18 protein-coding genes and 3 pseudogenes are annotated in these 18,885 nt (G+C 53.7%); 6 read left to right on the top strand and 15 right to left on the bottom strand.

Features of this window, described 5'->3' with window-relative positions:
- Window positions 1-2: 2 nt before the first annotated feature.
- From JRZ79_RS24360 to JRZ79_RS24385, 6 genes are all read right to left on the bottom strand, one after another.
- A complete protein-coding gene (locus JRZ79_RS24360) occupies window positions 3-1,814 on the bottom strand; it encodes a hypothetical protein (protein ID WP_229373326.1) in 1,812 nt (603 codons plus the stop codon).
- Window positions 1,815-1,918: 104 nt separating this feature from the next.
- Window positions 1,919-5,686 (bottom strand): helicase-related protein, encoded by a 3,768-nt coding sequence (locus tag JRZ79_RS24365; protein ID WP_205250683.1) that lies wholly within the window; start codon window positions 5,684-5,686, stop codon window positions 1,919-1,921.
- 106 nt (window positions 5,687-5,792) lie between these two features.
- On the bottom strand, window positions 5,793-6,077 hold the full coding sequence (locus tag JRZ79_RS24370; RefSeq protein WP_231546385.1) for a hypothetical protein: 285 nt from the start codon (window positions 6,075-6,077) through the stop codon (window positions 5,793-5,795).
- Window positions 6,078-6,210: 133 nt separating this feature from the next.
- Window positions 6,211-6,783: a hypothetical protein gene (locus JRZ79_RS24375; RefSeq protein ID WP_231546386.1), complete on the bottom strand. Its 573-nt coding sequence runs from the start codon at window positions 6,781-6,783 to the stop codon at window positions 6,211-6,213.
- A gap of 242 nt (window positions 6,784-7,025) precedes the next feature.
- Window positions 7,026-7,508, bottom strand: coding sequence for a hypothetical protein (locus JRZ79_RS24380; RefSeq protein WP_231546387.1), 483 nt, complete (start codon window positions 7,506-7,508; stop codon window positions 7,026-7,028).
- Complete coding sequence (locus JRZ79_RS24385; protein WP_231546388.1) at window positions 7,498-8,283, bottom strand: hypothetical protein; 786 nt, start codon at window positions 8,281-8,283, stop codon at window positions 7,498-7,500. The genes JRZ79_RS24380 and JRZ79_RS24385 overlap by 11 nt, the downstream gene beginning before the upstream one ends.
- Window positions 8,284-8,488: 205 nt before the next feature.
- Here JRZ79_RS24385 and orc1 point away from each other — a divergent pair, with 205 nt between their 5' ends.
- The 4 genes from orc1 to JRZ79_RS24405 all read left to right on the top strand — a co-directional run bounded on the left by orc1 (window position 8,489) and on the right by JRZ79_RS24405 (window position 12,325).
- Window positions 8,489-9,415: a DNA replication protein Orc1 gene (orc1, locus tag JRZ79_RS24390; protein ID WP_010904037.1), complete on the top strand. Its 927-nt coding sequence runs from the start codon at window positions 8,489-8,491 to the stop codon at window positions 9,413-9,415.
- A gap of 691 nt (window positions 9,416-10,106) precedes the next feature.
- On the top strand, window positions 10,107-11,009 hold the full coding sequence (locus JRZ79_RS24395) for a ParA family protein (RefSeq protein WP_012289610.1): 903 nt from the start codon (window positions 10,107-10,109) through the stop codon (window positions 11,007-11,009).
- Entirely contained in the window at window positions 11,002-11,463 is a 462-nt protein-coding gene (locus JRZ79_RS24400; protein WP_012289611.1) for a hypothetical protein, read from the top strand. Before JRZ79_RS24395 ends, JRZ79_RS24400 begins: the two co-directional genes overlap by 8 nt.
- 454 nt (window positions 11,464-11,917) lie before the next feature.
- A complete protein-coding gene (locus JRZ79_RS24405; protein WP_010904041.1) occupies window positions 11,918-12,325 on the top strand; it encodes a hypothetical protein in 408 nt (135 codons plus the stop codon).
- Between the two features lie 385 nt (window positions 12,326-12,710).
- On the opposite strand, the gene JRZ79_RS24410 is transcribed toward JRZ79_RS24405, so the two are convergent.
- From JRZ79_RS24410 to JRZ79_RS24425, 5 genes are all read right to left on the bottom strand, one after another.
- On the bottom strand, window positions 12,711-13,148 hold the full coding sequence (locus JRZ79_RS24410; RefSeq protein ID WP_012289612.1) for a hypothetical protein: 438 nt from the start codon (window positions 13,146-13,148) through the stop codon (window positions 12,711-12,713).
- A gap of 114 nt (window positions 13,149-13,262) precedes the next feature.
- Window positions 13,263-13,823: a hypothetical protein gene (locus JRZ79_RS24415; RefSeq protein ID WP_231546389.1), complete on the bottom strand. Its 561-nt coding sequence runs from the start codon at window positions 13,821-13,823 to the stop codon at window positions 13,263-13,265.
- On the bottom strand, window positions 13,816-13,977 hold the full coding sequence (locus tag JRZ79_RS24420) for a hypothetical protein (protein WP_010904043.1): 162 nt from the start codon (window positions 13,975-13,977) through the stop codon (window positions 13,816-13,818). Before JRZ79_RS24420 ends, JRZ79_RS24415 begins: the two co-directional genes overlap by 8 nt.
- 307 nt (window positions 13,978-14,284) lie before the next feature.
- Window positions 14,285-14,416 (bottom strand): hypothetical protein, encoded by a 132-nt coding sequence (locus JRZ79_RS26160; protein WP_010904044.1) that lies wholly within the window; start codon window positions 14,414-14,416, stop codon window positions 14,285-14,287.
- Window positions 14,417-14,452: 36 nt separating this feature from the next.
- Entirely contained in the window at window positions 14,453-15,352 is a 900-nt protein-coding gene (locus JRZ79_RS24425) for a hypothetical protein (protein ID WP_012289614.1), read from the bottom strand.
- Window positions 15,353-15,883: 531 nt separating this feature from the next.
- On the opposite strand from JRZ79_RS24425, the pseudogene JRZ79_RS24430 reads away from it, so the two are divergent.
- Window positions 15,884-16,230, top strand: a pseudogene (locus JRZ79_RS24430) (DNA polymerase domain-containing protein); the annotation flags it as partial.
- Here the strand turns inward: JRZ79_RS24430 and orc4 are convergent.
- Together orc4 and JRZ79_RS24440 are read right to left on the bottom strand one after the other, a co-directional pair.
- Window positions 16,221-16,922: pseudogene (gene orc4 / locus JRZ79_RS24435) on the bottom strand (DNA replication protein Orc4); the annotation flags it as partial. The pseudogenes JRZ79_RS24430 and orc4 sit on opposite strands and share 10 nt — an antisense overlap.
- Before the next feature lie 566 nt (window positions 16,923-17,488).
- The gene (locus tag JRZ79_RS24440) at window positions 17,489-17,812 is read right to left on the bottom strand and encodes a hypothetical protein (protein ID WP_010904049.1); all 324 of its coding nucleotides are present in this window, start codon (window positions 17,810-17,812) and stop codon (window positions 17,489-17,491) included.
- 63 nt (window positions 17,813-17,875) lie between these two features.
- Here JRZ79_RS24440 and JRZ79_RS24445 point away from each other — a divergent pair.
- Window positions 17,876-18,127 (top strand): annotated as a pseudogene (locus JRZ79_RS24445) (transcriptional regulator TrmB); the annotation flags it as partial.
- A 38-nt stretch (window positions 18,128-18,165) separates the two neighbouring features.
- On the opposite strand, the gene JRZ79_RS24450 reads toward JRZ79_RS24445, so the two are convergent.
- A complete protein-coding gene (locus tag JRZ79_RS24450) occupies window positions 18,166-18,600 on the bottom strand; it encodes a PIN domain-containing protein (protein ID WP_010904050.1) in 435 nt (144 codons plus the stop codon).
- A complete protein-coding gene (locus JRZ79_RS24455; protein ID WP_010904051.1) occupies window positions 18,601-18,852 on the bottom strand; it encodes an AbrB/MazE/SpoVT family DNA-binding domain-containing protein in 252 nt (83 codons plus the stop codon). It abuts the gene before it with no gap.
- Window positions 18,853-18,885: the final 33 nt, after the last annotated feature.

Raw genomic sequence — 18,885 nt, forward strand, 5'->3', positions numbered from 1 at the left:
CGTCAGAGGTCCGCGATGTCGTCCGGGATACCGTTCTCAATTTCACGATCCCAGAACCCGACAATGTCGCTTTTACTACGGATAATCCGGCGGTCGAGGTGATGATTGATCGCTTCGCACGAGGTCTCCTCGATATGTAGGCAGGCATCACAGGCTGCTCCTGAGGGGTCTTCACGACATGTGGCATCAACCAAGCACTGGTCAGCCAAGTCCCGTGCATCAGACACCCACGGATGAAGCCGTGTTTTGAACAGGGTGAACATGCTACCGAGTGCGAAATTCTCGGTACTTGCAGCATAGATAGCGATCGCCGGAATCACCGGGAAAATGCGTTCGCTGAGGCTGGATGTTGCAAGTCCACACTGCTCGCCAGCCCGAGCAAGAAGGCAGTGACTCAACGAATGAAGGAGTCGGTACACCCACCGAGTTACGTCGTCTTCAATTGGGCTGAACGGATTATCTAACTCTGTCGTAGCGATATTGTTCAGGAACCACTCCTTCAAAGCCGCCTCATCCGAGGTGTCCGGACGTTCGTCCGCCGAGATCACTCCATTAGCCTGTAGCCAATTGATGATGGCAGTTCGGTCAATCTCGAAGATTATCGCTTCACTAGGTGTTCGATCGGCGAATATCGGTGTTGTTGCACGCTCACGTGGGTGCGGGAAACTCCGTAAATCCGCATTGTTTGATTGCGAATCTGCCCGCGTATACCCGTAGAGGATGTTCAGAAGCGGGAACTGATCGACGATCCACGCTTGGCGGATATGTGACTCTGTAAGCTGGGGGCGGTATCGGCCACTCTGAGGATGGCGTTCCCGGAACTCTGGGTCATTCAGGAATTGGTTGAGTGATTTCGGGATCGGATGGCGTGTATCTTCGAGTGCTTCGAGATCACCCTCATAGCCTTTCGTAGACCGTTGGAAGGTGAATAGTTGATGCGCGATGTTTGAGTATGCTAATGCGCGCGTTCCTTCATCGACATCTTCTGTTGTATCAGGTGGTGTGATGTGCTTGGTATCTGCAACCAGGGTTTCTCGCCCATGGATATTCTGGTCCATGTCATCAAACATCTCTTTGGCCTGTTCCTCGCCAAGCTTATCGACCCATTTCTGATACTTGTCTAACTTCCCCTCAGTCGTCGCTAGGCTCTCCAACGTATCACTCTCTAAATCAGCAATCCCGAGATGTGCTGCCATCAGCACGTGTGCCCATGCCTTATCATTCGGGATGTCATCGGCCTCATCACTCAAATATGGAATATCGACTTCCACTGCCTTCTCCGAATAGAATATGCGACTACTGGCCGTTGGCAGTGGCCCTTTCATATCGTTGCAGACTCCACAAGAGCTGCTTAGGACGTCAATTGTATCACCACACTCCCCGCATTCATACCGCCACATAGCGGGTTCACTCGCCCGTTTGTTAAGCCGGATATCATCAAACCCATGCGCTCCACACCCCGTATCTGGTCCTGGATCTTCGAGCCGACCGCACGGGCAGACGTTAACGAAGGGGAGCTGCGTGATTGACTCGCCACAGGCCCTACATTGACCGTCCGAGGGTAGATACCCTGGTTCAGTTGCTGTGTGGACTTTCCTACAGTCCTTGTTTTCACAGTAGAACACCAAGGGATAGAGTTGCCCTTCTACTTTCAGCGGACGATAGAGGTCAATATCATCAGCAGACAAGCTATCCCATTCATCTGCTGTCGTCCGATTTCGATAGCGTCCGATACGGCTCTGAATGATGTTGGCGACCCGCTCTCTATCAACGTCATCGAGTTCTTCAACCCGTCGCCACGGGTTCGTCTGCATGGTAAGACCCAGCTGACCGAAGTCGAAGACGTTCCGGGCCCCATAGCTGTTGAGTACTTGGGCAACCCCACGCTCCATCTCAAATTCAGTGTTTCGTGACATGGTTATTTCCGGTATTCTTTAACCAGCCGAGAGGTTTCGCTGTCCAGTGCGATCGTCAACTGTTCGTCGATGTCACGCAGGTTGCGCATGGGTGTCCGGACAGATTCATCGCGCTCCAGAACCCCCAGCGGGATGAAGTTATTTTCGTCCGTATTCCGGTCATTCGCCCGGCTATCGGGGATTCGGTTTTCTTTATCGAGGCAAGCGTCCCACAGCCGGTCGAACTCTTCTTTGATTTGTTGCCGATAGAGTTCTACACCGCTACGTGGGTCATCACCATCACTGGCGTCTGCAACGTTCGCGTCGTCGATTCCGTACGCATCAGTAACGAACTCAAAGAGTTCATCGTACGAGAGGTCGCCGTTCCGTGCGGCCTCCTCAAACCCATCGAACATATAGATGCGGTTCGATGTACTGGAGTTATTTTCTAACTGGGAATCGTAGTACTGGAGCAAAGCGGCGCAGAATATCCCACTAATTGTGCACTGAATTGCGAATTCCGCCCACCGTTCGAGAGGCGTCGATTCAACAAGCAGGTCTTGGTAGGCTTGGTATTGCTGGAACCGCGTGTAGTAGGAACGATCACGCACTCTAACCGGGTTGTGGAGCATGAAGACCGTCCCCGGCCACTCACGCCCGACCCGGGAGTACGACTGAATGTATTCAGCCGTCTGGCGTGGTAGTCCGAAGAACCCGATGAAATTGAGTCGGCCAATGTCCACACCGTGGCTGATCATTGAGGTTGCAATCAGCAGGTGAACCGGATCAAATCCGTCTTCGTCGTGGTTCAAGAGCCGTCGCATAATCTCCCGCACCTCTCCAAGTTCAGTTTCGCCGGTCAGGAGTTCACCTCGAAGTTCAGAATATGGCTCTTTATCGTCGCTGAGATGCTGGTTAATCATCGTGTTGAGCACCCGCATCATGAGGTCCGTGTTGTCCTTCGAGTAGTGGTATGAGACTTGGACCTCGTAATCATCCAGCACCTCTTGAAGGATCTCGTCCCGAAGTTCAGGATCCATTGGGATTTCGGCATCAGCAAGGCTGTATGCATCATCCACCTCTTGGATATCCTCGAAGAGCTTCTCGGAATCATCCCGGTACTCTTGAATGATTCTGGCGTACTCTTCGTGGACTTTCTCAATAGCGTATGTTCGACTCACACTACGTGGAATCGCCCCAACCATCTGTCGTTGCGTTCGGATGGGATCCGCAAACGCGTAGAACGACTGCCGTAGACGTGGTCCTTTCTCCGGGAAGATATTCGATGGTTTCTGGTAGAGAGCTCGAACCTGACGTTCAGCGCCTTCAATCGTTGCAGTTGCCGCAATGACCTTCATATTCCAGTCACCGGCAGTGACTCGGTCGTTGTACGCTTGCAGGAAGGTCTCGTAGTGACTATCGAAGGCCCCGAACTCTTCGCGGAGGAGGTGTAGCTCGTCCTGGATGACTAGCGATGGCGGATCAACGGGGTCCACTTCTTCCCAGTCCTCTTCGGAGCAACTACCGCTCCCCAGAATGGCGCTGTTCTGTACGACGCACTCGCTTTCGCCCGCGTAGCCATGTTTTTCACACCGGAGCTTTGCTTGGCCGAAGAGCGTTCGCATCCGGCGCTGCATGCCAATAATGCTGATTTTGTCGATCGTGGAAACCACGAACGTCGGTGCATACCGGTATACCTCTCTGTCGCTGATGTATATCGGCAGCTCATCCTCCGTGCAGCCGTCATTCGTGCATTGATGGATGATTCGTCCCCGTTCCCGATCACCGGTTATTTCGACCGTCTCCTCGTGGCAGAACGGGCACTCGTCCACGTAGAGAAGGTTCTCTTGAACCTCTGCATCCTGCTGTGCTTCCCGAAGTTTGTTCCGCCCCTCCTCTTTGAGAGCGTTCGGCGTGTTCTGTTTTCCAACTAGATACCCAATCGAGAACTCTTCGCCACCGAAATCATGTTGACGTCGGAGAAGCTCCGCCTGTGCAAGCACATTTGCTGCACGCTGAAGCTGCTGGAGGGACAGGAACCGAAGCGGGAATTTTGTGAATGCGGTCATCCCGTACTCTTTCCCACGAATCCGATCGTGGAACGCAGTGAACGTGACTACACCAAGATACGCTTCGGTCTTTCCTCCGCCGGTCGGGAAATAGATGATATCAGCAGCGTCCAGACTATCCGTCATTTCTCCGGACTCGAAATCAATATTAACGTCATCATCCACTCCAGCAGCCTGTTTCAACATATCTGGAATGGACATGACGATGAAGACGATTTGGAACATCCGCCAGCGGTCGAACCCTAAGTTGGCGAACGCCTGATTGCAGAGCGTGAACGATGTGTACGCTCGTTCGTCCTGCCGTAGGCATTCAATCCCTGCTTCGAAACGCTCGTGCTCATATTCGAACGCTTCGACCGCGTCTTCGAAGTCATCTTGTGCATCGCTGGATTTCCCAGCCGTCATCTCATCCTTGATATTTCGATAATCCTCAGCTGCAGACTCCATCGCAGAAGAGATGTCTTCTAAGGCTTCGAAGACTGCCTCACGTCCCTCTTCGCCAGCAAAGACTTCCATCGGAGCTACGATATCGGCAGGATTCCGACTCAAATACTTCGCTTGTTCGTATGTAGGAACCGTCTCCGTTCGAACTCCGGTTGCATCACTTGGGTCAGGGTTCTCGATATCACCGAATACAGGCTCTATTGCACAGTTCTCCCCCACCCCATGGATTGTGCCTTCGTATTGGTACTCGTCCTCAATCTCTTTTGATTTGAATGCCCCCAAATCACAACCATCTGCTTCCGCTTTCACTTCAACGTCAAAGAGAGTGGAACGCCAGTCTTCGTACTCGGGATCGACTGCTTCCTCAACGTTTTCCCCATGCGTATTCACAAGCCGTGCAGTTACCGTGATGTACTCTTCGCCAGTATCATCTGGAGTATCGTACCGGGCATTAAGCTCCATCCGCGCACTCCAGAGCGGATCCACTGTAGTATCGGTGTATACTTCATCCAAATAACTCTCAAAGGCTGCTTCACTTTGAAGCGCATCTCCAGGCACTTGGTTTGCGCTTCCCTCTCCGACGTCGGATTTCCGTTCTCGGAATTGGTTTGGCGTGTCCTCTGCCTCTTGTATTGGTTCAGAAAGGTCAAGCGAGATTTCACGGGGAGTATCTCGATCGATAAGCGCACGCACCTCAGATCCGGTAAGCGTATAGGAATCTAAGTTGAGGGGAATCTTCTCGTAGACTCGCGTAAGAAGTTCGAATCCGGCTGGGTCAACTTGTTGCGGGTCGCTTTCTATATCTGCATTCTCGCTATCAGGCTGTGTTTCTTCAGCTAGAACATCTGCGTCTTCCCGGTCATTAGTCACCCCTAATTGCTCTTCAAGCGTAGGAAATCGACGTTGATACCCAGCGGCACTTGGTGTGATTTCAATAGTTGCATCATCCTCGATCTCAGCGGGAATGCGGAATTTAACACCGATCGTGAACGGGGAAATATCGTCAGCAAAATTCTGGAAAGCATCATCCTCTTCTTGTGCCTCTCGATACTCGTACTGACTTACCAGCGACCCCGCAAAGTATTGATTCGAAGGTTGAGCACCGTAGAGTGTGTCTGACTCCTCCCCGCGCCCTGTCAAGCGTTGAATGAGCTGTTCAGTGATTGCACTGTTTACTAATTGATGACGGGGATAGGCCGGGTCATCATCGGCATTGTAGGCATCCTCTGGAGGGCGGGTGAATCGAGGTGCATGTGGCTGGGGGAGAGAGCGTTCCATCGGCTACTCTGCCTTATGGGGGAGTTACGGATAAAACCAATCCCCAGTGTCACTTTAAACTGTGATCTGCAATCGAATCTGGACTACCCGATATCTCTCCACTGACCTACTTGGCTCCTAGAGAACGTTTCCCACGTCCTGCGACCTCGGTTACGAAATATACTTGGACAAATGGTGTGCCAGCCTCATCAGTCGGATTCAGGTCTGAGAGACGGATATCTAGTTCCTCATCGATTACTGGGTCACCTTCCTCATCGGCGGCTAAGGCCTCTTGGCTCTGGTGCTTTAGGCGGTCAAGGAAGCCACGCTTGATTTTCCTGATTTTGTGATTGGCTGTCCACACGTTTTCGAACTCCTCTAACACCTCGTCTATCTCGTATGCCTGCGCCAAAGCATACAAGCTATCTTTCGCTCGTGGAAGATGGAGGTCACCGTAGTACCACGAACGGTATGTCGAACGAGTCTTGTCCAGCCCTTGTTCTTCTAAGCGTTGAATGAAGTCCTCCAGGCTATCATCACGCCGTTCAATCTCCGTATGTAACTGGTTTCTTCCATAATCGAGCATAGCCGATAAGATCGATATGACCACTATCTAGGAGAAGTTCCTCTACTTCATCCCGGACCCTATCTCGATCTTCGACAACAACCACACGGTCTCCCGATTGAATCGAGCTTACTGGTTTCTCGACAATTGTCCCAGCATCAGTATTGACCACTTCTAGACTGGCTGTTGGCGGCAGTGCAATCGCTTTCCCATCCTGCACCCGGATCCCGATACATCCCTCTACTTGACGACTATCATTGGTGGGTTCCCGCGAATTTGTCGTCGAAGATCGTGTTGTATCAGGGGTGTACGTTGCATCTCCAGTGAAATCGGGGACATGGTCTTCAATCAAGTCATCAACCGACTCACTGGAGCCGCCTTCGACTAACTCATAGTCATCAAACGGCGTGGCTTGGGTGTTGTCCTCAGTATCAGGATCAGGAATATCTATAGAGACACCGTCATACTGACCTGGATCTGTAGGGCTCGAAGTTGTTGAAGCCGTATTTTCTTGGTTTTCTGGGAGTGGGGCCGGTGCGGAAATCGTGTTCAAAAATCTGTGTCTGTAACCCAGCCTCGCTCATATCCGGTGTTGAGTGCTCCATCTCCCGGTTCAAATCCCTCACTTGCGAGTGGAGCAGTCCTAATTCGTGATCATAGGCTAAAACACCGATATCTGGCGCATGCGGTGCTCGAAGAAGCCAGCGGTGGTCGTATTTTGGTGGTCCATAGAGGAGGAGGTAGTCTGCCGGGTCAGCATTCGGTAATGATTGAGGTGTATGGAGGTGAACGTGGCTACGCGCTTCCGAATAGAAATCTGTGAGTTTTAATTCGTAAATCAGCTTGGAGTGCCTGGCGGGCTGGCTCATCTGGTAACACGATAATCAGATCTTCATTCTCGTCAGTAACCTTCTGAATCGCCGTTAGGACTGCACCTCGCTTCCACTTCTGTGATTCCGTATCTGTAAGAGTATCTCGAAGCTCGGATAGTGCGTGATGGACATGTTCCACGGGAGTACGACCTGCTGCAGCATCCCCGGATAACCCATCCATGATGTGTTCGAGTTGGCTCACACGTCCAGAGAGTGTCGTCGCTTTCCCATGCTTAGACCGGTAATTGTCGCTGTATTCTAAGCTTGAGAGTAAGCGGGTGAACCCGTTAATCGCGCGTTTTGCGACACCAACAGCGACGTACAGATCGTGCTCGTCAATATCGTCTGCCGCGTCCTCTAACTCTTCAAACGCACTCCATAGGTCAGCAAAGGCTTCAAACAACATCACCTTCTGTACAGGCGTGAATCCGATGAGTTTGCCCGCTTGCTTTCTGCTTGAGGAATTGGCGCTCTCGATTAGTAGTTTCCAGAACTGAGGGTACGTCATCGTCTACTGAGCTCTGTTGGTCACCGAGTGTTGACTGGATACCGGTGGGCGTCCAAGCCCACACCACGTCAAGATCATCTTTTACACGCTGGTATACTGGCCCAAGCGGGTCACGAATGAGATAGACGACACTGGGAATGTCATTCCGATCCTGCCAGCTTTGAAACTGCTCCCATCGTTCTTCCTCGAATTTCACTGCGTCATCATAGAGGACTGTCCGAATCTCGCTACTTATCTCGTCATTCGGTAACCGAGTGCTGAAACGAGTGAAAATAACACCTGGCGGCGCATCGGAACTGTGCACGTGCTCGGTCCGATAGCTAAGCTCTTTGTTTGCTTTTACCGTTGCTAGCGGCCAGCGCTCTGTACTGTACTGCATCCCATTCCTCAGTTGCTCATAGCGGTCACGAACCGACGTATTTGGCGTGACGATAAACGTCAGTGTGAGGGAGGACATATCCTGAAACATCGCTGCTAACGCGTAATAGTCCAAAAACCCGCTATGGAGAGTCGGTGTTATAATCCCAATATCCTTTTCCAATCCAACACCGGATTGGACCAAATCAGTGTGCACAGATTCGGTTTCAGGACGTTCATATTCGCCCTCGTCAAGCCTGAGTGCGGGTAAATCAATAAGTTCTAAATCGGTTAGCGAATCATCTATCCGACTCATTATAGACTCACCTGAAGCCGAAGGCTAACTCCAAGAAGATTGCACCTATGCTGTGAGTGGCTCTGCACGGGTCGCTTTGACACTTTGATTTGTGGTAAGACCAGTACAAGTAAAAGGGATTGGGTGGGCGGCACATAGCATTCAGAAGATTCGGAAACGACACCCTTCCAATTATAATGTTGGCAGCCTGCGTCGACGCAAACCCATGATCACCGACGCACGAGTACTCCAGCCAGAATTCATCCCACGCGAGGTGCAACACCGGGACGCAGAAGTCAACTACCTCTCCAGCGTCCTTAACCCACTCACGAAAGGCGAACGCGCCGACTCTGCGCTCCTATACGGGCCGTCAGGCGTCGGGAAAACCTGTATCGCGCAGTTCCTCGTCGAACAACTCCGTGGTGAGGTCGTCGCGCTCAACTACCAGTACGTCAACTGCTGGGAAGACCACAGCCGGTTCCAAACCCTCTACCGCCTCCTCGACGGTATCGGGAAAACCGTCGATATTCACCGCCAATCCACACCCACTGATGTCCACCTCAATCGTCTCCGCACTGCCGACGACACCTCGTACGTCGTCATTCTAGATGAAGTAGACCAGCTGGAGGACAAGTCCCTGCTGTACGACCTCTACCGCATTCCCCATATCACGATGATTCTCATCGCCAACGATGAGGAAGACTTGTTCGCGTCTCTCGACCAGCGACTCAATAGCCGCCTCACCGACTGTGAACGCATCCACTTCGACCCCTACCACGAAAACGAACTCATCCCCATCCTTCACGACCGCGTGCACTGGGGATTAGAAGAAGACGTCATCAGTGACTCACACCTCCAACTCATCGCCGCGAACGCCGGCGGCGATGCCCGCGTCGTCATCGGAATCCTCCGCCACTCTGCGCGCACTGCACGCGAAACCGGTAGTGACCAGATTACTGCGGACCTCATCGAGGAGGTGACTCCGGAAGCGAAATCGGAAATCAAACAACGAACCGTCGATCGCTTCACCCCACACCAAGAACTCCTGTACAACATCATCACCGAACACGGGGAAATCTCACCGCAGGACCTCTACGACGCCTACTGCACACGCACGGATGACCCCAAGACCAAGCGGATGGTCCGAAACTAGCTCTCCAAGCTCAAACACTACAACCTCATCACCGCCGAAGGCAACACGAAAGCCCGAACCTACCTCGTACAGGCGTAATTCATCCCGCTACACGCGGTCGCAGGCGTGGATTCGGAAACGACACGCCCCTCCCTATTGCCCCGAGGACTCTCACTCGATATGTAATGACCGACCCACCAGGAGACGACCATCCAACCCCACCATCATCGCAAATCGAAGAGGTATCCGAGATCGGGCCCGTTGTCCGAGACCAGATTACGAACCAGTCGTTCACCGAGTGGTACAACGAGCAGAATTCCAAACCAACATCCTCGAAGGCAACCTGTACTACAACGGCCCAGCCCCGCCAAAAGACCCGAATCGACACACACTGAGCAGACTGTTGCAGTGCCATCGGAAAGCAATCTACGCCCGACAGAAGACCCTCCTCTCCCCCTCGCTTCTCCTATATCTTCCGTCTACTGTGCCTCCCCCACCTTTCCTAAAGTAGTTATCTGTTGTATCTATCTCATCTGCTGTACAGTAGATGGCTACTGTCCTCTATCAGACTCTAAAAAACCAATCTACTACGTCTACTTCGTCTACTGTGTCTACTGTATCTGTTCTGTCTACTGTGGCTTTCCTGTCTGTTGTGTCTACTTTGGAAAAGCTAAAGGAGTTGTCTACTGTCGTCTCGGGTGAGGCAACCGATATGGCACAAAGCAACACCAGCAAAACCCCGCGTGCGGTCTGTGTGGGCATCCTGAAAGGCGGATTCGGGAAAACGACCACCGCGCTCAACCTCGCTCGCGAGCTCGCGCACCGCAACGAAAAAGCACTGCTTGTCGACCTCGACGACAACGGCCACCTCACTCTCAACCTCGGCCATCGCGACGCTTACCAGAACGGCTCCGGGGGCGACAACGAGAACCACGCCGAAGCAGTCCTTGTCAACGAGGCCGACCCACGCGACTACATCGTCAACGTCGCTGGCGGCCTCGACCTGTTCCCGTCCCACGCGGACTTAGAAGGCGTCGAATCCACGCTCAAAGACGCTGTGCAAGGCTCTGCTCGCCTCAAACAGCATCTTGTCGAACCGCTCCTTGGTGAGGACTACGACTACGTCGTTATCGACTGCCCCGCGAACCGCGGGAAGCTCAACGACAACGCGATGTTCGCGACCGGGAACCTCATCATCCCGCTGCGGCCGGAACTCGGCTACGAAACCGGCCTCGACAACACAGTCAACCGGCTCGTGAAACCCGCACGCCGGTACTTCGACCTCGACATTCTCGCCGTCGTTCCGTCCGACCTCCAGCGGCGTATCGACCAAGCAACGCTCGACCAAGAACTCCTCAAGGAGATTACCACGCGGGACGGTGTGGCGTCGAAGGTCCCGAACTTCGCGTACATCTCCCCGGAGGACTGGGAAGCCACCGAGGCCGGCGAGTATGACGACGGCCTGCCGGGCATCCGGCACCGGGACGCCATCAACAACTCGCTGCGGGACGCGAACGAGCCGCTGCGGGACTTCGACCGCGAATGCGACCAACTGGCAGCGTATGATGAGCTCGCGCAGATCGTCGAACAAGGTGAGGTGATTCGTGATGAGTGATGGCAACCCCTTCGACGACCTCAACGAGTCCATCGAGGACCAGGACTCCGAGGAGACTGAGGATAGTGAGGCGACCACGACCGCGTCGACGTCGACGGCGACGAGTGAGGAAACGACGAGTGATGATGATACGGATGAATCGATGACGACTGGCGAACAGACTGTGACTGAGGAAACGGCGGACCCATTCAAGACGCGAGCGTTCGAGTACGGGGAGGAAGCGACACAGTTCCCGTTCTACGTCCGAGAGGCAACTCTGGAAGCGTGGCAGGATGCTGACGACGTGGAGATCACACCGGCGCTCGTGCAAGACGGCGTGAAAGACGTCTCAACGTCGGAGAAACACGACGCAATGGTCCAGATGGCGCTAGATCATCCCGACCTGCTCGTGGAGTACATCAAGGAGGCACGCGGCATCCCTGACGCGGATACGGACACATTCAGCGACGAGTAGCGGCGACCTGGTGTTTTTCGACTCTCGACACCCCGACGAATAGCTTTTAACGCACGGGCAGTAAGTGGGGACTGCGAGGGTGCGTGCGGGTGTCGCTTTGTGCCACTATTGGGATGCACGCCCGCGCTCTCGCTTCCCTTCACGCTGAGTGACTTGTCCGTAGTGGGAGCATCGCTACGCCATCCACGGCCGTCGTTAGGTGACCACTTCGGGTACCACACGTTCTCCCGTCTATCCTGTCGTTGACGGCTTCGTAGATCCGAACGATCCCGAGGTCCTGTTCGACCGTGACGGCTCCATGGAGGACCTCAAACGGGACGGCAACCGGTTTGAACGCTCTATCAACGATATCCGAGACGAAAACGAATGAACGACAATAGCGACGTAGACCCTGAGAACCCTCGGTCGAAGGGGCCAAGCAATCAAATATGCCGGTGGCGAACAGCGAGGCGACATGCTTCCTGATGGCCTCTCTGTCGATCAAGACAAGTTACTGACGTGGCAGACCGAGTGCTGGCAGTGCGGTGAGGAGACGCCAATAGTCTGGCCCCGCGACGACCATCTCAACACCCCTATTGGTGGCGTGCTTGCAAAGTACGATACTCCTGTCAAACGTGTCTACAGCAACACGCTTGAAAAAGAGGTGTGGGGAAACGTCTGCCAGCACTGCGAGGCATACCAAGGAAATCACTACATGGAACAAGAAGCGGTTGAGATCGACCCGCCGTACGTGGAGTGCCCGAATTGTGGCGAGGAGCATAAGTGGCGGCCAGACGAGGGACTTGGCGCTGCTTTTAGTCAGGGCTGGGTCTCCTGTCCGGAGTACGGCGAAGTGCCTGTTGGCGATCCACGCAAAAAGTGATCGAGAGATGTCCGACGTAGTTTTTTATGCGCGGGGTGGCAAAGGCTACGCAACCAAGGTAGGCTAACCGCACGACGTGCCTAGTCGTCGGGGATGCCTCTGGTCGGTGATGCAAACTGTGATAGCCTTTTATCGCCGTCACCGAGGCTCTCGGCGATTTAGCAAAGGCGATATCCACCACGAATACACCCCCCACAGGGAGTAACGCCCGGTCGAAACGCCACATTGAGAACTATGTTCTAAACTGGAATCATATTGTGTGAGAGTGTGAGCAACGAGGTGGACATATCGGTCAATCTCACCGAGGGGTCGGATGCGGAGATCCGTCTTCTCCTGCATTAATATCCGAGATAGGATACAGGTTAGGAGTCGTTGCTATCAACGCCTATTCTGGGGATTTAGGAGTGAGCCGTCCGTGGTTCTTGAGTTTCGTTTTAGGAATTACTTTGTCTGAAACTCTCTTTTCCTCGACGATCGGGGCTTCGCGCTTCCCGGACACTCCATTAACATCAACGAGTTCGGTACCTACGATCTTCTGCGAGATATACTCGATTTGTTTCGGCTGTTCTTGATGCGCGGTTTGTTCCGTGGGCTTCAATTCTGAAGCGCCCTTCTCAGATTTGATTCCGACGCTATCTTTGCCAGTTGCAACTTCCGCACGTGGGTGTTCGATTTCAGAGGCGATCTCAAGCTCGTGACTTCGGCGTTGACCGATTTTCGGGTCCAACTTAATTGAACTAGTGGAACCACCCCCTGAGAAGTTCCGAGGGTGGTGAAGTTCATCAGTCGCGACGATGACATTCTCTTCGTTCAGTAGTTCCACGTCAGCGTCGGTTGCGTACCGAGTCAGCTCAATTTCACCGGACTCAATACGATATTTACGAGGTAGTTAAAATCAATATACGATTGCCATAGTGTGCAGATAATAGAAATTATTTCAACCAGAACCTTCTCTGATTTCAATATTCTCTCTAATCGAAATTCCAAGCTGACCGCTAGTCTTTGGGTCGGATGACGCACTCCATGTCTTCTCTTCTGACCCTACCCCCGGGACGCTCACAGTAATTTTTTTCTCACCATCCCGTTCAAAGATATCGCCAAACACTTTCTTCCCATCTGGATCAATAGAAAATTCAGTATCAATAGCTACGTCGCCAGACCCGACATCAACAACACGCATATCAACTGTGACCATTTCATCTCGATAATTGTAAACGGTAATTGACCTCGCCTCACCCTGAGAAAGGCATCCCGCAATACCAACAGCGGAACACACGCCTATTGAACGCAGCAATACCCGTCTGGGCATGTCATCCCCAAACCACTGACGCATATTATTTCCCCTACCGTTCATCCTAAATACTTTGTTGGTTTTATAAGGAATAGAGATCACGACTGCAAGCCCCCCGGATTTGGGATTGGCCAACCCATTCTCAATAAGAAACTCAGGGATAGAGAATTGTCTGTAATTAGTGTTCAGGAGATCGTCTTCACTCACTACTCCCTTCGGCTTGATCGTCCGCAATGGGCTCAAGTGATTCTTCCATGCGTTCGAGCTTGGCTTCACGAAGTTTCTCCTCTGACGGAGCTTTCGGGACGAACGATGCGCCCTCTAGGAGGTCTGAATCCGCGACCATCTTGCGGATCTCCATATCTCGGTTGAGCTTCCCGATCAGCTGCTCGAAAACTGTAGAGGCATACTTTCGAGATCTATGAGAAGAAAGTCAAAAACTCCGGCCTCGAAGTTCACACGTCACCGGAACGGACGCTGAAATTCGCGCGGCAACAGCTTCAGGACGGATAGTGGTCATTTGTAACGTCTCGGTCTCAGATTAGACGGCCAAACTACTGGAAGCGTAACGCCAACAGCGACCGGCGAGGTCCCCGCTTCTCTGGGGAATCCACTAGCCGTTCGTTGAAGGAAATGGAGGCGTCGTGTTGCGCGGAGGGATTATCAGACTATCTTACCTTCGAGCGGAGTGACTTCAGGAATGCTCCGCCTTCTCTGACGAGCGTGTAGTAGAACCCGGCGACGACGAGGAACGCCACGACCATCGTGCCGAGCCACATGATTTGACTCAAATCAGCCATGTGCGTAATGATGTTGTGGGTGCGTAAATACTTTGCTCAGAACTCGATTTCGACGTCGTCGACGTAGAGACCCTGCTTCGGATTCCCGTTATCTCCGTCACCCGGACCGAAGTCACAGGCTGCATCGGCTAGACCACCCACCGACGCAAAGGCGTGAATCTGGGCGTACGCGCGGTACGTATCCCCAGCATTCAGCTCCGGGGACAGCGTCTCAGAATATGAGGACATGTTGTAGACGTAGCCGTCGATGAACGAGCCGCTGTTCTGGTGAATTTGAGACTCCCAAACAGCACCGGTCGTCTGGTTCTCAACGAACGCCGTGATGATCACCTCGATGGAACCAGAAGGCGTGGTCAAGACGCGACCCTGCCAGTCCCCCGAGATGGTGACATCTGCTGTCTGACTACCATTCCCGGTCACCTGGAACGGTTTCCCGACCCAGGCGTATTGGTCGATTTCGCCGAGACCACTTGCAGCCAGTGCAGATGCTTCTGCTCGATCAGCGCTCAAGTCAGTACTAGCGCCAGCGTTCCCGACGACATCACCCGACCAGTTTCCCCAGGAATCCCCGATCTCCATGTCTCCGAAGGACTGGTCTTCTCCGAGGGGGACCTCTGGCGGCCCACCGGCAATCTCCTGAGTTCCCATGGACGAGGTCGAGTTGTCGACCATGTCCTCTTTCCAGGAGGAGGGAGTCTTCTCCGAGAGAAGCATGATCTTGTACTTGTCCTCGCCGGACACCTCAGAGACTCGCTGGTAGTCGAGTTCGCGCGCTCTCTCAATGAGAGCGTCGTTTGCTGAGTCGTCTTTCACTGTGATGGTAGTGTTCTTCTTATCCTCTGCGCTCACAGTGGCAGCGGACGAAAGGGCGATTGCTGTGGTACCTGATGCACCGACGGTCTTCAGGAACGTGCGACGGTTTTGTTTGGAAACCATCACCCTTACCCAGATGTCCCAATATATTAAATTAATACATGTATTATATGATTGTGCAAACTATAGAAGGAAATAAATGTGAGGGCTGTTGATGATCCAGAACCGAGGCCAAGGCCCGAACCAAACGCAGAGCGACAACCGCCCAGCACGGCAGCTGAGAGCGGTCCTCCTGTGCTCGTCTCTGGCAGTAGTTCTGATTTTACCAGCTATATTTCGTCGCATGGACTACTCCCCGGCCTCGACTACCACGGCCGGCGTACCCGCTCCGCGGCGACCGCGCCGATAGCGTTGGCTACCCCTGACAGCCATGGCACGGCCTCAACGACGCCAACCCCAGTTTTTTCACCGCGTCGGCTCGCGTTCCCGGCAGGCGGGCTGACTGCGTTCGAGGGCGACACTCGGATGGTGATGTTCACCGAGGGGTACGACACCCCGGTGCTCGTTACGCGAAACGAACGAAACGAATTCACCGAATCGGTCGCGACGGTCGCCGATGACCACCTGAAGTGCGAGCAAACCCGAATGGGGCCTCGGATCGTCGGCGAGGACAACTTCAAAATCAGAGGCATCGAAGCCCGGCAGCGATCGACCCCGCCGTTCATCGAGGACGTCCAGCGGGACTGTCTCGACCGGCTCGATGCCACGCGGTCACCAGACGCAGTGCTCGGACGGCTTGAACGAGCAGTCAACGAACTGCAGGCGGGCAACGTAGCAGTGAGCGGCTCGTCGAACGGAATTGTGTCTCCAAGCCGCTAGAGGGGTACTCTCAGAATACTCAGAACGTGGCCGCTTTGAAGCGAGCGCGTGAGCAGGAACTGGCAGTCCACCCGGGCCAGGATATCGAGTACGTGGTCGTCGACGACGAGAAATCCTCGCGGTTGAACATGATCTCCCGGAGCTGGTTGGCGTCGTATGGCTTGAAGAACAGCTCCTTGTGCTGGAAGCTGCTTTTCACGCGCTCGTTCACGTTGTCGACGTACTGTATCTTGTTGCTGATCGCGATGACGCCGACGCTACAGTCGATTTTCCCCGCCTCCTCAGCGCGCGAGAGCTTCATCAGCACGCTGTCGTCGTTCATCAAGTCGATCTCGTCGAGGATGATGATCACAGAATCGAATTGAGCGTCGAGCGTCTTCCAGAGGAGTTTGTAGTATTTCGACGTACTGAGGCCGGTATGAGGGACGGAGATTCCGGTCGAAGATTCATTGTTCAGCTTCGCGGCAAGTGAGGAGATTGCTTGGGTCTCGGTATTGTCTTCAGCACAGTCGATATACGCTGTTCCAATCTCGACGCCATCTTGAGCGGCATTTTGAGCTCGCTGGCAGACGTGTTTTGAAACGAGAGATTTACCGGTCCCAGTTTTCCCGTAGATCATCACGTTCTCCGGGGAGTACCCGTGGACAGCACCGTTGAGACGTTTCGCGAGCTTCGAGATTTCCTCGTCACGACCGACGATCCGGTCAGCCTCCGGCACGTGGCCGATTTTCAGGAGATCCTTGTTCGCGAAGATACGATGCCCGGATTCAAAGAGTGGATCGTCGACAGAACTGGGTGAAGAGTCGGGCGTCATTGAATATCACACGGTGTGAGCGGGGAGGGGGTATAAATCTAGTGGAGAACGCCATCCCACGTTTCCGACGTTTCTTGTCCGATATCAGCGGGAAAATGCCGTAATTCGGTGGAGTTGGATTGCTGACAATATAGCCTCGTTTCCGACGTGAGAAGGGAAACCCGTAGACGGACGCGTCGCCTCGATGTCGAATCCCGAACCCACACACCTCACGTTTCCGTCGTAATCACTGAATAGGTGGGGAGGGGACTCGAAGAGGACGTCCACGACAAGATTCCAAAGACGAGAGCGGCCTAGCCGTCCAAAGTTGGCCGTCTATAGAAGTAGCTGGAAAGGATTGTTTCGTCTGAAGGGGCGAAGTACTTCGCTCCCTCCCTACTCAAAGTACGCTTAATGAGCGTTTCTCAGCTATACTACTTTAATCTATGTTTTCCAGAAGTTGGTTCATCTCTAGATTGGTTTTAGGTCAACAGAATTAGTGGCTGCATACTACCAATCGTAGCCTCTCCCTACGCCGTCGTGGAGAAACGACGGAAACGTGGGGTGGGTGTCCTCCTCATCGAGTTTTACTCGTCCGGGTTGACCGGTCCCTTGTACTGAGAACGAATCTTCTCTCCCTCTCGCCACTGCCAGTAGTAGTAGCGATTGTCGTTGATCTCCTTGATCGTGATCGTCGCTTCGGCAGGGACATCATCCGAGAGATCATCTGGTCGCTCTTTGACCTCTTCTTGATCTGAGGACTCCTCAAGACAGGCCTCTCGTTCCTTGTGCTCGGCGAGCGCTTCAGCGTACGAAGCTACGTCTCGGAGCTGCTCCGGGTCCGACTCGTCGATCGTGTTGACGATCTCCGTCGCGAGGGTCGCCGGTGGGGACGGTGGTTCGGAGGACATCGACTCTCTCCGTCTTAACCAACACAGACTCTCTACGCATAATTTTGTTGATTAAGACGATGGGCCAAGCCCTGCTGTCACACGCTGCTGATCGACGACGGCAGCCGCCATCGTTCGTATTGTCTTCTCCTGTTCAGCCACATCGACGCCAACGAGGCGGACTTCCGAGCACAGGCGGCGACGCATGGCCTCAAAGCCGAACTCGACGCTGTGCTGCGCTACCTCGAGACGCACGGCGAGGTCAACGATGCCCGGCCCCCGGCGTGGGACAAGTTCGAAAAACTGGCGACTGACTACAAACTGCGACTATCTTGAGCCTGTACTTCGTTCCCCAACCGTGTCGTCTGTGCGCATCAGGTTGAATTGTAGGGATTTGTCGCTGTACCGAGGCGATAGATGTCCTCGACGGCATCGAAGTCGTCATCGAACGCGTACAGATGGCCGAGCCCTTCAGTTTGCATATACGCGACAATGCAGGCATCGACGAACGAGAGTGGTTCGTGCTGGCGAAAGAGTGCCTTCCCTGTCGCGAGGGCGCTGGTGGTGAGCGAGTCGATGTGGAAACGAGCGTTCTCTTCGATGCGATCGAGGAGATCAACGGCTGCGTCGTGTCCGGCGTGGGTCGTGAGACCGTTGAGCGTCTCGGCGAGAACGTAATCAAGGACAACTGCTTCCGGGAGCGTTCCAGTGTCGATGCCATGGAGCGCCGGAAGTGCGGTGTCGTGTGAATCGTCCCGCTTGTACGCGGCTGCAAACAGAACCGATGTATCGATGAGTGCGCGCGGCATTTACTCGACGTTGACGCCCCAAGAGTCGTGATTGCTGGTCACGTCAGTTACCTCCTCACCAGCGTAGCCGTCGAAATTGGCGAATGTGCCGGTCTGCTGTTGGATGACTTGCACCCGGATACTCCCGTCATCTTCGAGCTGCCAGCGGAGCTGATCACCGTCGTCAATATCGAGTTCACGTCGTATTCGAGCAGGGATGTTCGCTTGGTTCCCAGACACTTTGCTTTCGGCGTCGATTCTGTCGCTACTCATACCACCACGTATGTGACAGACCACGAAAGTCTA

It is taken from the genome of Halobacterium sp. BOL4-2 (genome assembly GCF_016917835.2).
GTDB lineage: Archaea > Halobacteriota > Halobacteria > Halobacteriales > Halobacteriaceae > Halobacterium > Halobacterium salinarum.